Raw genomic sequence first — 12295 nt, forward strand, 5'->3', positions numbered from 1 at the left:
AAGCGAAGAAACCTGGGCCTCAAAGGTGAGCTTGCGAGTCAGGCCAAGCCGTCAGCAGACGCCGTCGGCCGAGCCGTCAGCAGCCGTCAGCCGTCGGCCGCCAGCCGTCACGCGCAGTCCGCCGCCGCGTAGCCCGCCGTCAGGCCGGACCCGCCGCGCGTCGAGACGGTGACGCTCCCCGCGTCCAGCGCCGTGGACTTCGTGCTGACCACGGCCGATCCCGTACGGCCCGGCGCGACGTCGCGCACCACGCGCGTGCCGAACGGCGTCCGGATCTCGATGTCCGCCTTCCGGTCGCCGAGGTTCCGCACCGTCGTCACGAGCTGGGCCTTGTCGGGTCCGACGCACCGCGCCGCCACCTCGGGCACGACGGCAGTGGTGCGCGCCCCGACCCCGAGCGCCGGGATCTTGAGGTACGAGCCCGGGGTCGCGAACGTCAGCCGCACGGCCGATGCCCAGACCGGCTCGAACTCGACCGACACCGGCGTCCCGGTCGCGCCCGGCACCACGTCCTGGGCCGTGGTCGGGTGCCACGTGCCTGCGGCGTCGCGGTACTCGACGCCCACGTGCGCGATCGTGCCCTCGGTGCTCGTGAAGCCGATCCGGTCCACGGCGCGCGGCTCGGTCGGCTCGACCGTGAACGTCACCTCGTCCCGGCCGGCGCTCCCGGACCACGTGGACCAGGACGTCGCCGCGTTCCCGTCGCACGCGTTGGCCGCCGGCAACGTCTCCCACTCGGTCTGGTGGAAGCTCGCCGAGACGGTGGTGCCGTCGGCACGGCAGAGGTCCTCGACGTCGTCCGCGCCCCAGACCTGCACCTCCGAGATCGACTGCCACGTGTTCGTCGCCGTCGTCAGGCGCAGGCGCAGGCCGTTCGTGCGCGGCAGGCCGGAGACATCGAGGGTCGCGACCGGGGCAGACGACGCCGCGTCCTGCGCGAGGTCGACGCGCACGTCCGTCGTCGTCCATGCGCCCGACGCGTCCAGGTACTCCGCCGCGACCGTCGACGGCCAGGTCGCGCCCGAACCGTCCTTGTAGGTGTGCACCACCACCTCGGTCAGGTCCTGCGTGAGCGGCCAGGTGAACGACAGCCAGCTGTTGCGCGGGTAGCCCGACGACGTCCAGTCGTCCCAGCCCTTGCCCTTGACGTTGCCGTCAACCACGGTCGGCGCGAGGTTCGCCCGGCTGGACGCCGCCACGGATGCGCCGGGCGCGAGGTTGGCGACGCCGTCCTCGTGCACCTCGACGGTGCGCGTGAAGGTGCGGCCCGCCGTGAAGCCGTCGCCGGCGGCGAGCGTGCCCGTGATCGTCTGGGTGCCGCGCTCGTCGAACGACGTCGCGCTCCAGGTCACCGCGACGTCCGTCGTGACGCCGTCGACCTCGACCGGGACGGCGTCGGGCAGGGCGTCGCCGAAGTCCACGCCGGGCGCGACCTGGTCGGGCACGCCGTCCTCGACCACGCGCCAGATCTCGGTGCCGACGCCCTTGTCGTCCCAGTAGCTCTCGTCCCAGCCGGCGCCCCAGCGCGCCGGGTCCTCGGTGGCGGGGTTGCGCATCTCGGCCCGGCCGTTCTCGCCGATCGTGACCGGGAGCCACACATAGTTCGAGTTCGCGGCCCCGGCGTTCCACCGGTCCCCCATGTAGACGAACCGGCCGCCGCCCAGGTCGAGCACGTTGGTCGACTGCGAGCCGAAGGTGGTGCGGCGCGTGTCGCCGACCGACAGCAGCCCGTCGCCGCCCTCGGGGATCGCGTTGTACGCGACGTTCTCGTGCGCGTCGCCCGCCTCGACGCCGCGGATCCAGGAGCCCAGGATGCTGTCGGCCGTGTAATAGGTCTGCGGGTTCGGGGCCCAGCCCGTCGCGCCGGACGCCACCGTGTAGTACTTGCCGCCGTGCTGGAACAGCGCGGGCGCCTCCAGCACGCCGCACTCCTTGACGATCTGGAAGTCCTCGCCGCGCACCGGGGCCGCGGCGGAACCGTCCGCGAACAGGTACGGGAAGCGGCCGTCCTCCGAGTACTGCCCGGCGTCGGCCATGTCGACGTCGGTGGTGTGCGTGACGTTCGTGTAGTCGGCGTCGAGCTCGGCGATGTAGAGGGAACGGTTCTCCTCGGAGGAGTAGACGATGTACGCCGTGCCGTCGTCGTCCTGGAACACCGTCATGTCCCGCGCCTGGCCGGGCACCGCGGCGGAGATGCACGCCTGGTAGTTGGTCCGGTTCGGCATCCGGTACACGCCCGTCATCCGGAACGGCCCCGTGGGGCTGTCCGAGACCGCGACGCCCGCCATCGAGCGCGCGTACATGCTGCCGCCCACGGTGCGCTGCCCGTCGGAGTGCCACCACAGCACCCACTGGTTCGTCTGCTCGTTGAACAGGACCTTGGGGCGCTCGAAGATCGTCGTGTAGTCGGCGGCCTCGTTGGTGTTCAGGTGGTAGTTCACCTCGGCGATGCGGTCCGCGCGGGGCAGGCCGGCGTCGTCGACCGTGTCGTAGAGGGCGTCGAAGTAGTCCGACTCCAGCTCCGCCGCGTTCGACACCGAGCGCAGGACGACGCCCTCGTCGGTCCAGTTCTTCGTGTCGTGCGACTTGTACGCGTGCACGCCCGGGCTGCCGTAGTAGCCGTTGCTGCGGTCCTCGCCGTACCAGTAGTAGACGGTCTGGCCCGCCTCCTCGCCCTGGACCACGGACCCGGCGTCGACGCCGAGCGCCTCGGCGGAGACCGACACGACCTGGCCGCCGTGGGCCTGGATGTGGCTGCCGGCGGTGTCGAGCCAGGACGGCGTGAAGTAGTCGGCGGCGCCGGAGCCGGGGTCGAGGATCGGCGGGTAGGTGGTGTAGGCGGCGTCGTCGGTCGCTGCGGCGGGCGCGGCGTCGCGCACGGCCGGGTGCGCGACGGCGGGCAGCGCCGGGAGGGCGAGCGTCGCGGCCAGCGCGACGGCAAGCGCCGGTCGAGCGGGTGCCGAACGCGACAGCGCCGGGCGGGCGGGTAATGCGGAGGGGCTGGTGCGCCGAGCGCGGCGAAGTCCCATGTCCGTCTCCTTCATCCTCGAAGTCTGTGGACGCACGAGGACGGACGGCGCCGGCCTCGCGGAACGCGACCCTGCGTTCCGGCGGGCCCTGCGGGACCGCCGCGCAACAGGCTGGCACCCGCGAAATGTTCACGTCAACAAGATGTCCGAAAGTGATCGACTCGGGCACCGGATCCGGCGGCTGGTATCGACGCCGCACGCCGACGCCGCGGGACGCCGTCGTCCCCGCCCGGGCCGACTCAGCCGTGCGCGAGCAGCTTGAGCCCCACCACGCCGACCGCGAGCGCCGCGAGCACGCCGAGCGCCAGGATGCGCGCGAGCCAGGGCAGCTTGGTGCGGCGGATGCCGAGCCAGGCGATGAGCACCAGGGTGGCGATGAGCACGCCGACGCCCACGCGCAGCGCGGTGGTGACCTCCCACCAGCCGAGGCCCGCGGCGGCCAGGGCGAGCAGCGGGATGACGAGCGTCAGGAGGGCGCCGCCGCTGGTCCGGGTCATGGCGCCGAGGTGGTGCCGGTCGGGGAACCCGCCGTGCGCGGCGAGGTGCGAGATGAGCTCGGCGAGCCAGGCGGCGGCCACGGTGCCGACGGCGGTGATGGTCAGCGACGCGGCCGCCGTCCCGGCGCCGAGCCCGTGCGCGTGGGCCAGCAGCGTGAGGATGACGGCGAGCGAGGCGAACGTGACGTAGACGCGCTCGCGCAGGCGCTCGGCGAAGTCCTCCCGCTCCTCGGGGGTGAGCGTCGCGGGGTCGGAGTGCGGGTCCGGGTGCGGGTGCGCGGCGCGGCGCGAGGTGCTCATGGGGCCATTCTCCCGTGCCGCAACCGTGCCGGCCGCGCGCTGTTCACGTGCCGCCCCCGTGCCGCCCTCACGCGTGTCATCGCAGGTCGTCGCGGTCGTCCGCCACCAAATCCCCTACCCTCTCGTCAGGACACCGACCGGACGAGGGAGCCCGAGCATGTCGAACGACGCACCACAGGTGATCGCGATCACCGGGGCGGCGGGCCGGATCGGCCGCGCGGTCACCCCGCTGCTGCGACGAGCGGGGCGGGAGCTGCGGCTGCTGGACCGGGGGGTGCCCGCCGAGCGCGACGAGCGGGACCAGTGGTTCGCGGCCGACATCACCGAGACGGGCGCCCTGGACGAGGCGTTCCGGGGCGCGGACCTGGTGGTGCACCTCGCGGCCCATCCCTGGGAGCGGCCGTGGCCCGAGATCATCGCCGTGAACATCGACGGCACGCAGCGGACGCTGGAGGCGGCGCACGTCGCGGGCGTGCCGCGCGTGCTGTTCGCGAGCTCGATCCATGCGGTGGGGTACGCGACGCCCGCCGAGGCCGGCGCCGTCGACGAGCTGCACCCGCGGCCCGACACGTTCTACGGCATGAGCAAGGCCGCCGGCGAGGCCCTGGGCAGCGTCTACGCGGACCGGTTCGGCATGACCGTGGTGAGCGCGCGGATCTGCGCCTTCAGCCCGGACGTCGCGGGGGGCCACTCGGTCGCCCTGTGGCTCTCCCCCGCCGACGCCGCCCGGCTGGTCGAGGCCGTGGCCGCGCTCGACCGGCCCGGGCACCACGTGGTCTGGGGCGTCTCCGACAACGGGCCGGGCTGGTTCCCGCTCGGGCCGGGGCACGCGATCGGCTTCCACCCGCAGGACGACGCGGTGCGCCGGGCGACCGAGCGCGACGGCGTCGCACCGCCGGAGCCGGAGCGCGACAGGATTCTCGCGGGAATCTTCGCCGACGAGGACCACCCGCTGGGCGGCGAGTGGTGACCGACCGGCCTCAGCCGTGGGCGGCCAGGTGGGCGGGGCGCTGGGCCCCGCCCGGCCAGTCCCGCAGCGCCGTCGGCGCGATCCGGGCGCCGGGGCCGGGCAGGAGCGCGCGGCGGTCGACCACACCGCCGAAGTAGGTCGCGTCCGGGTCGCGGACGACGGCGTGGGACGCGCCCAGCCGGGACAGCGCCACGCGCACGAAGGTGTCGAGCTCGTACTGGTCGGGGCCCGCCAGGTCGAGGTCGGTCATGCCCGGCGGCGCGCTCACGAGCCGGACGAGCTCGGCGGCGACGTCCGACCCCGCGACCGGCTGCACCAGCAGCGGGGCGATCAGGGCGGGCCCGCCCTCCGGTGCCGTCGAGGCCCGGGCGATGGCCGGCGCGAATTCGAAGAACTGGGTCGCGTGCAGGATGGTGCAGTGCGCGTAGCCGCCGCGGACGGCGTCCTCGAGCCGCACCTTGGCCGCGTAGAACGGGACGTCGGGCGCCCGGTCCGACCCGACGATGGACAGCATGATGTGGTGCCGCACGCCCGCCTCGCCCTCGTACCGCGTGACGTTCTCGCCGGCCCGGTCGAAGAACTCGCCGATGCGGGCGGGGTCCAGCGAGCCGGGTTTGGCGGTGTCGACCACGACCTGGGCGCCGTCCAGCGCCTCGCGCAGGCCCTGGCCGGTGACCAGGTCGACGCCGCTCGCGCGCGACGCGACGCGGACGTCGTCGCCCCGCGCCCGCAGGAGCCGGACCACCTGGGTGCCGATGGTGCCGGTGCCGCCCAGCACGACGATCGTCGTCATCCTCGACTCCCCTCGGGCCGTTCCAAGAAATCCATCGTGTACCGGGAGCCGGCAATCGGCTTGTCGGGTGGCTCTAGAGTCGTGCCGTGTCCAACGAACGCACCACGCCGAGCACCACCCCGCCCGCCTGGCGGCCGACCGGCCTGACCTGGGCCGACGGCGCCGCGGCGCTGGAGTGGCTCTCCCCCGCCGGCGTTACGCTGCGCAGCGCGCTGGACGTCGGGGCGCGGCTCGGGCTGCGGGTCGGCGCCGACCGGCGGTGCCTCGGGCTGTGGTGGGACGGGCGCCGCGTGCCGTGCGTGGCGGGGGCGCGGATCGACGCCGCGGCGAAGTCGGGCCAGTGCGAGTCGTGCGCCGCGATCGCCCGCACCCGCTCGGTCGCGACGGACACCGCGCTGGACGACCCGCGGGAGTTCCGCGTCTACCTCGCCCACCACGGGAGCGTGATCAAGGCGGGCATCACCGCATCGGCCCGCGGGCCGGCCCGGCTCCTGGAGCAGGGCGCGCTGTCGTCGCTGTTCCTCTCGGCGGGCACGCTGGTCTCCGCCCGGAGGTGCGAGGCCCTGCTCACCGCAGCGCTCGGCCTGCCGCAGCAGGTGCACACGGCGCGCAAGCGGGCGGCCCGGTGGGCGCCGGGGACGACGGCGTCGCGCGCGGCAGAGCTTTCCGCCGTCGTCGGGAAGGCGGCCGGGCTGGACTGGCCGCCCGGGCAGGCGTGGGCGCCGACTTCGGCGCTCGACCATACCTCTACCTACGGGCTGCCCGAGGGCGGGTTGGCGCCCGCGCGGCAGCTCGACCCGCTGCGGCCGGGGACGACTGTGACGGGCGAGGTGATGTGTCGGATCGGGCGGGATGTGTACCTGAGCGCGCAGGGTGGCGCGACGGCGGGCGGTGCGGCGTCGGGGCCCGCGACGGCGGGCGGCGTGCTGCTCGTCGACACCGGCCTGCTGGAGGGCTGGGACCTGATCCGGGCCGATCCGTCGGTGCCGGGGACGGCGAGCGCCTCGCCCGTCAGCGCGCCGGGCGGGGCGGGTTCGGGCGTGGAACAGGACGCGCTCTTCTGAGCCGGCGCGCCGAACCGATGCCGCGCTCCGAGGCGGCGCTGGTCCGGTGCCGCCGCCGTCAGAGGCGCAGCAGGTCCCGGGCGAGGCCCTCGCGCAGGCCCTCCGGCGGGTCGACGTAGCCCTCCGGGTACAGGGCCTCGGGGAACCCGCCGGCCGCGAACGCGTTGTTGAGGTCATCGACGAACCAGAGCGTCGGGCCGACCAGCCCGTCCACCCCGACCCCGGGAAGCTGGATCCCGTACGGCCCGTCGCCGCTGATGTTGGCCTTGTGCAGGGCGTCCGGGGCGAAGTCGAGCTGGTAGTCGTCGCCCGGGTCGGCGTCCGGGCCGAAGCCCGTCAGCTCCGTCTCGAAGTACTCGCGCGCGCCACCCCCGTACGCGACGTGCTCGAACTCGACCACGAGCGGGTCGGCAAGCACGCTCTCGGGCCACCGCGGGTACTGGCCGACGAGCCAGACGTCCCCGACCTGGCGGATCCACGCCGACACCGTCATCGGGAACGGCGCGAACGTGTCCTCCATCCAGTCGGCCAGGTCGGCGGCGCCGTCCGACGGCGGGAGGTGCGCCGGGCGGGGCGCAGCTTCGAAGTCGTTCTCTGCGGCGACGAACCCGTCGGCCTGGAGCCGGTCGACGATCGTCTCCACGTTCCGCCGCGCCCGGATCGCCATCTCGCGGGCCACGGCCTGTGCGTCCTCGCGGTGCGGCTCGTCGAACGCCGTCAGTCCCAGGGCGCGCAGGTCGCGCCACACATCGTCGTGCTTCCCGGCCTGGTAACGGGCGAAGTAACTGGTCACGAGGGGAATCCTGGCAGAACCTGAGGCTTCGGTGTGCCGGGCGGACTGGCCGCGCCCGGGGCGACTCCGTGGCCGGCCGGCCTGCGTTACGCCTGCGCCCGGTCCGCCGACCGCCGCCGCATCTTGATGTAGTTGCCGCAGCCCGCCATGGAGCACCAGCGCCGCGCGTGGTTGCGGGAGGCGTCGTAGAACGCCCAGCGGCAGGTGTCGCGAGCACAGACCTTGAGCCGTTCCCACTCGCCCGCGGCCTCGCTGCGGCGGACGGCGTCGAGCACGCCGGCGATCCCGCGCTCGAACGGACTGCCCGCGGCGGTGAGCCGCAGCCCGCCGTCGGCGTCGAACGAGACACGCAGCGGGAGGCGGGCGAGTTCGGCGTCGAGCGCACGACGGGCCGCGCCCTCGTCGTCGGCCTCATGCCCGGCATGTCCTAGCAGCACGGCGCGCAGCCCCTCGCGGATCCGGCGCGCGGCGGCGACGTCGTCCGCCGTCATGCGGGCGCTCGCCGGGACGAGCTCGCGCGCGGCGAACCAGTCGCGCAGGGCGGTCGCGCTGTCGAGGCTCTCGGCGTCCTCCTGCGGCTCGTAGCTGTTCACGAAGTCGCGCACGAGACCGGGCGACGGCGGCGCCCACGTGTCGAAGCCGTTCTCCTCCAGCTGCATGACACCAGCGTAATGGCTTGACCGGTGTCGGCGCCGTAGGCAACCATGACACCGGCAAACCGCTGACGGTGGTGTACAACGATGTGCAGGGGGCACGATGACGAACGCGGCGACGGTGCGGCGCACGGGACTGCTGATCGTGGCGCTCGGGCTGCTCACGACACTCGGCCCGCTCTCGATCGACCTCTACCTCCCCGCCTTCCCCGCGCTGCAACGCCAGTTCGGCGCCGACGACGGCGCCGTCCAGCTCACGCTCGCCGGCATGACCGTGGGCCTCGCGCTCGGCAACCTGGTCACGGGTGCGTGGAGCGACCGGGTCGGACGACGCCGGCCTCTGCTGCTCGCCTCTGCCCTGCACGTGGTGGTCACGCTGTTGTGCGCCGCCGCGCCGTCATTGGAGGCACTCGCCGCGCTGCGCGTCGTCCAGGGCGTCGCGGCCGCCGGCAGCTCCGTGCTCGTGCTCGCGATCGCGCGGGACGTCAGCGACGGGCCCGGGCTCGTACGCCTGGTCTCGCGCATCACCCTGATCACGACGACGGTGCCGCTGCTCGCGCCGGTCGCGGGCGCGGCGCTGCTGCCGCAGGTGGGCTGGCGCGGGATCTTCGCGGTGCTCGGGGCGTTCTCGGCGGCGGTGCTCGTGGTGACGGTGATGGTGGTGCCGGAGACGCATGCGGTCGGTCGGGGCGGCCAGGCGGACGGCGGAAGCCGGGCGGACGGCGACGATTCGGCGGATCGGAACGACTTGACCGTTCGGGGCGGCTCGGCGAAGCGAGGCGGCTCGGGCGACCGCGACGGCTCAACACCCCGCGCCGACCGCGGCACCCGCGCCCGACTCCGCGCCGTGCTCCGCGACCCCGGCTTCCGCACCGCGACGCTGCTCGGCGCGATGACCTACGCCGGCGTCTACGCCTACGTCGCGGCGTCGCCGCTCCTGCTCCAGGACGTGCACGGCCTGACCGCCGGCCAGTTCGCGGCCGTCTTCCTGGCCAACTCGCTCGGCCTCGTGGTCGGGGTGCAGGCCAGCGCGTCACTGCAGCGGCGTCGTCCGAACGCGCCCGTACTGATCGGGTTCGCGGCGCTGACCGCCGTCGCCGCGCTCGCGATCGTCCCCCTGGAACGCGCCGGCGCCGGACTGCCGGGCCTGCTCCCCTGCCTGTGGCTGTTCGTCGCCGGGTGCGGCGGCTGCTTCGCGGGCGCTGCGGGCCGCGCGCTGCGGGACCAGTCCGCGCAGGCCGGCACCGCGACCTCCCTCTACGGCTTCGGCACCTTCGCCGCGGCGGGGCTGATCGCCCCGGTCGCGGGCCTGATCGGCCTGCACGACGCCGCGCCGATCGCCGGGGTGCTGACCGCGACAGCGCTCGTCGGGACGACGTCGGCGGTGCTGCTCCGCCGTCAGGACCGGGGGGCGGTACTGCCGCCGGGCGGAGCCTGAGCTCCGCCCCGCCCTGGACACCGGCCCGCCCCGGGCTGCCGCCCCAACCCGTCTGGAGACCCGCACCGTGTTCGACCTGCCCGAGCTTCGCCGTCACATCCCCCTCGCGGTCGCCCTCGGCGTGGACTCGATCGGCACCGGCATCAGTGGCCCGCTGCTCCTTCTCTTCCTGACCCGCGTCGCCGACATCCCGCTGCAGCAGGCCGGGCTCACGCTCTCGGCGACCTTCGCGGTCGCGCTGGTGGTGCCCGCGCTGGTCGGCCAGATCGTGCCTCGGCTGGGCGGACGCAATATCCTGATCGCCGCGCAGGTGCTCCAAGCCGTCGGACTCGGCGGGCTGCTGATCGCCCGCGACCTGCCGGCCGTCGCCGCCTGCACGCTCGTGGCGGCGATCGGGCAGCGGGCGTTCTGGTCGTCGGTCTTCTCCGTCATCGCGGACGCCTCGGATTCGGGCCCCGCCGAGGACAAGGACCGCTGGTTCGCGTTCACCAACATGGTGCAGGCCACGGGCTACGCGCTCGGCGCGCTGACGGCGGGCGCCCTGCTGCTCATCCCGGGCGACCTGCCGTACCTGCTGGCGATCGGTACCAACGCGGTCTGCTTCGTGGTCTCCGCGGTGCTGCTCCTGGGCGACCGTTCAGCCCGGCGAACCGGCGCCGCGGACGCCGCCGCCCCGGTCCGCGCCCACCGGATACCAACGCTGCCGTACCTCGGCCTCATCGGTGTGGGCGCGCTGTTCGCGTTCTGCAGCACCATCCTCGGTTCGGGCCTCGGCGTGTACGTGGTCGACGGGCTGGCGGCGCCCGCGGCCGTCGTCGGACCGCTGCTCGCGATCAACACGATCCTCAACGCGCTGGGACAGGCCTTCGCGGTCCGGCTCACGCGCCGCCGCTCGCGCGTCACCGTCATGGTGATCGCGGGGATCATCTGGTCCGTGTGGGGCGTGTGCACGGCGGCGCTCGGCCTCGCCCCCGCGAGCCTGATCATCCCCGGCCTGGCGCTGTCGGTGCTGGTCTACTCGGTCGCCGAGCTGCTGCACGGCCCGCGCTCGCTCGCCTACGCCGCCGACGCCGCGCCGCCCGGCCAGCGCAGCACCTACCTGTCGTGGTTCCAGTACAGCTTCGCACTCGCCAACATCGCGGCCCCGGGCGTCTTCGCCGCCACCTTCGGCGTCGACCCGGGCCTGCCGTGGATCGTCACGTCGGTCGTGGCACTGGTCGCGTGCCTGGGGCTGGTGTTGGTCGCGCGGGTGCTGCCGCGGGAGGCGGCGCGACCGTGACGTCGTTCGTGCGTCGGTCCTGGCCGAGAACGGAAGGACGAGCTGCGGCGACGCAGGTGCACGAAGCCGCCCGGTACGGTGCTCACCGTGAGCCTGCTCCTGGACCCCGACTACGACGTCGCGACCTACACCTGTGACTGCGGAAACCTGCACGAGCGGGTGACAGGCTTCGTCAACCACGAGGTAACCGGGGCCTTCGCGATCTTCTACGCCGACTGCGTGCACCACGGCGGGGAGCACGAGGCGTACATCGACGTGATCCTCGACGACCAGTTCGACCCCGACAGCCCGACCACGGTGGTCGGTGATCGCGTCACCTTCAGCTGCCGGTACGGCTTCATCGAGGGCCACGGCTACGCGTGCTCCCTCGTGACTCCTCCCGGTGACTGCTCGAACGCCCTCCGGGGAGCTCAGCTCTCCCGTGAGGAGGCGCTGCAGCACGAGTGGCTTCCGCGGTTCTGGGACGTCGTCGACCTGATCATCGAGAAAGACCCGACCGTGCGGAAACACTTCGGACTAGATCCGCAGTGAGGCCCCGGCGCCCGCGACGGTCGCGCGGGCAGCCGGGATTTTGACGTCGAATCTCAGCCCGGACGGAAGGACAGCAGGTCGGCCCGCATCCGCTCAGTCTGGGGCTGCGGTCCTTGGAGCCGGTCCCGCGCGTCCAGCGCCTTCAGCACCAGCCCGCGGCCGACGTCGTCGATCTGCCCGGTCAGACGCAGCAGCGCGAAGCCCGCGCCGATGGTGAAGTCGGCCATGTCCATGTCGTCCTCGTCGAGGCCCGCCACGACGGCCGCCTCGTCCTCGAACCACTCGGGGTCGATCTGCACCAGGGTGGTGCTGCCGTCCAGCTCCTCGATCCGCTTTGCCGCCTCGACGACCGTGTCCCACCCCTCGTCATTGCCGAACGGTGCGAAGTCATCGCCCTGGTCGTCGTACATCGGGTCGCGAAAGTGGGCGGCAAACGCCGGATGCTTGGGACCGAGGTCGTCGTCGGCTGCCGCGTCCTCGAGGTCGGGGCGGTCAGTCACCGGTACCCCCACCCGCTGCACCGACCAGCGCGGCCGACCCCAGGGCCTGCCGCAGGTCCTCGATCGACGCCTCGACCTTGCCGAGCCATTCGCGCAACGACTGTTCGCTGGCCTCCTGCCACAGCTCGTAGACCTCCGAACCAGCGCCCAGCACCCGGTCCGTCTGCTCCAACAGCCAGGCGGCGCGCTCGTCGTCGAGCACGTCCCGGGCCGCTTCCACGGCGTCGGCCTGCGGCAGCTCGCGGAGCCCGCGCGCGGCCAGCGCCACCTCGATGAGGGCGAGGACGGCGGCACCGGCGTCACTCTCGATGTAGTCGCCTCGCAACTCGTCGGCCAGGTCGGTGAACGAGAGCTGGCGGTCCGCGAGCGCCCCCAGCGTGTCCAGGGCGCCGTCGTTGCCCAGGATGTCAGTGCTCCATGTACCCATGGCGAGGAACGTACGCGGAGC

General features: G+C 73.6%; 12 protein-coding genes. 5 read left to right on the top strand and 7 right to left on the bottom strand.

Annotation, left to right across the window (positions count from 1 at the left end):
- Positions 1-107: 107 nt before the first annotated feature.
- Together ACFV9Q_RS09875 and ACFV9Q_RS09880 are read right to left on the bottom strand one after the other, a co-directional pair.
- A complete protein-coding gene (locus ACFV9Q_RS09875) occupies positions 108-3029 on the bottom strand; it encodes a family 43 glycosylhydrolase (protein ID WP_377234260.1) in 2922 nt (973 codons plus the stop codon).
- A gap of 239 nt (positions 3030-3268) precedes the next feature.
- Positions 3269-3826: a hypothetical protein gene (locus ACFV9Q_RS09880; protein WP_377228726.1), complete on the bottom strand. Its 558-nt coding sequence runs from the start codon at positions 3824-3826 to the stop codon at positions 3269-3271.
- Positions 3827-3983: 157 nt separating this feature from the next.
- Here ACFV9Q_RS09880 and ACFV9Q_RS09885 point away from each other — a divergent pair, with 157 nt between their 5' ends.
- The gene (locus ACFV9Q_RS09885; protein ID WP_377234261.1) at positions 3984-4796 is read left to right on the top strand and encodes an NAD-dependent epimerase/dehydratase family protein; all 813 of its coding nucleotides are present in this window, start codon (positions 3984-3986) and stop codon (positions 4794-4796) included.
- A gap of 10 nt (positions 4797-4806) precedes the next feature.
- Here the strand turns inward: ACFV9Q_RS09885 and ACFV9Q_RS09890 are convergent, their stop codons facing one another.
- Entirely contained in the window at positions 4807-5589 is a 783-nt protein-coding gene (locus ACFV9Q_RS09890; protein ID WP_377234262.1) for an SDR family oxidoreductase, read from the bottom strand.
- A gap of 86 nt (positions 5590-5675) precedes the next feature.
- On the opposite strand from ACFV9Q_RS09890, the gene ACFV9Q_RS09895 reads away from it, so the two are divergent.
- The gene (locus ACFV9Q_RS09895) at positions 5676-6653 is read left to right on the top strand and encodes a DUF2797 domain-containing protein (RefSeq protein ID WP_377234263.1); all 978 of its coding nucleotides are present in this window, start codon (positions 5676-5678) and stop codon (positions 6651-6653) included.
- 58 nt (positions 6654-6711) lie between these two features.
- Here the strand turns inward: ACFV9Q_RS09895 and ACFV9Q_RS09900 are convergent, their stop codons facing one another.
- Both ACFV9Q_RS09900 and ACFV9Q_RS09905 read right to left on the bottom strand, forming a co-directional pair.
- A complete protein-coding gene (locus ACFV9Q_RS09900) occupies positions 6712-7446 on the bottom strand; it encodes a hypothetical protein (RefSeq protein WP_377234264.1) in 735 nt (244 codons plus the stop codon).
- Between the two features lie 86 nt (positions 7447-7532).
- Positions 7533-8105, bottom strand: a complete 573-nt coding sequence (locus ACFV9Q_RS09905; RefSeq protein WP_377234265.1) for a CGNR zinc finger domain-containing protein — start codon at positions 8103-8105, stop codon at positions 7533-7535.
- Between the two features lie 97 nt (positions 8106-8202).
- Between ACFV9Q_RS09905 and ACFV9Q_RS09910 the strand changes: the two genes are divergently transcribed.
- From ACFV9Q_RS09910 to ACFV9Q_RS09920, 3 genes are all read left to right on the top strand, one after another.
- On the top strand, positions 8203-9537 hold the full coding sequence (locus ACFV9Q_RS09910; RefSeq protein ID WP_377234266.1) for an MFS transporter: 1335 nt from the start codon (positions 8203-8205) through the stop codon (positions 9535-9537).
- A gap of 67 nt (positions 9538-9604) precedes the next feature.
- Positions 9605-10816, top strand: a complete 1212-nt coding sequence (locus ACFV9Q_RS09915; RefSeq protein ID WP_377234267.1) for an MFS transporter — start codon at positions 9605-9607, stop codon at positions 10814-10816.
- A gap of 87 nt (positions 10817-10903) precedes the next feature.
- Positions 10904-11347 carry a hypothetical protein gene (locus tag ACFV9Q_RS09920; RefSeq protein WP_377234268.1) on the top strand — a complete coding sequence of 148 codons (444 nt, stop codon included), beginning with the start codon at positions 10904-10906 and terminating at the stop codon, positions 11345-11347.
- A gap of 53 nt (positions 11348-11400) precedes the next feature.
- On the opposite strand, the gene ACFV9Q_RS09925 is transcribed toward ACFV9Q_RS09920, so the two are convergent.
- Both ACFV9Q_RS09925 and ACFV9Q_RS09930 read right to left on the bottom strand, forming a co-directional pair.
- Positions 11401-11847 (bottom strand): hypothetical protein, encoded by a 447-nt coding sequence (locus ACFV9Q_RS09925; RefSeq protein WP_377234269.1) that lies wholly within the window; start codon positions 11845-11847, stop codon positions 11401-11403.
- Positions 11840-12274: a DUF4259 domain-containing protein gene (locus ACFV9Q_RS09930; protein WP_377234270.1), complete on the bottom strand. Its 435-nt coding sequence runs from the start codon at positions 12272-12274 to the stop codon at positions 11840-11842. Before ACFV9Q_RS09930 ends, ACFV9Q_RS09925 begins: the two co-directional genes overlap by 8 nt.
- Positions 12275-12295: the final 21 nt, after the last annotated feature.

This window comes from Promicromonospora sp. NPDC059942 (assembly GCF_042731755.1).
Taxonomy (GTDB): domain Bacteria; phylum Actinomycetota; class Actinomycetes; order Actinomycetales; family Cellulomonadaceae; genus Promicromonospora.

Bases quoted from the DNA above. Each gene is read 5' to 3' on its own strand.
- ACFV9Q_RS09875 (WP_377234260.1), bottom strand. From the start codon at position 3,029: ATGGGACTTCGCCGCGCTCGGCGCACCAGCCCCTCCGCATTACCCGCC.
- ACFV9Q_RS09880 (WP_377228726.1), bottom strand. From the start codon at position 3,826: ATGAGCACCTCGCGCCGCGCCGCGCACCCGCACCCGGACCCGCACTCC.
- ACFV9Q_RS09885 (WP_377234261.1), top strand. From the start codon at position 3,984: ATGTCGAACGACGCACCACAGGTGATCGCGATCACCGGGGCGGCGGGC.
- ACFV9Q_RS09890 (WP_377234262.1), bottom strand. From the start codon at position 5,589: ATGACGACGATCGTCGTGCTGGGCGGCACCGGCACCATCGGCACCCAG.
- ACFV9Q_RS09905 (WP_377234265.1), bottom strand. From the start codon at position 8,105: ATGCAGCTGGAGGAGAACGGCTTCGACACGTGGGCGCCGCCGTCGCCC.
- ACFV9Q_RS09910 (WP_377234266.1), top strand. From the start codon at position 8,203: ATGACGAACGCGGCGACGGTGCGGCGCACGGGACTGCTGATCGTGGCG.
- ACFV9Q_RS09930 (WP_377234270.1), bottom strand. From the start codon at position 12,274: ATGGGTACATGGAGCACTGACATCCTGGGCAACGACGGCGCCCTGGAC.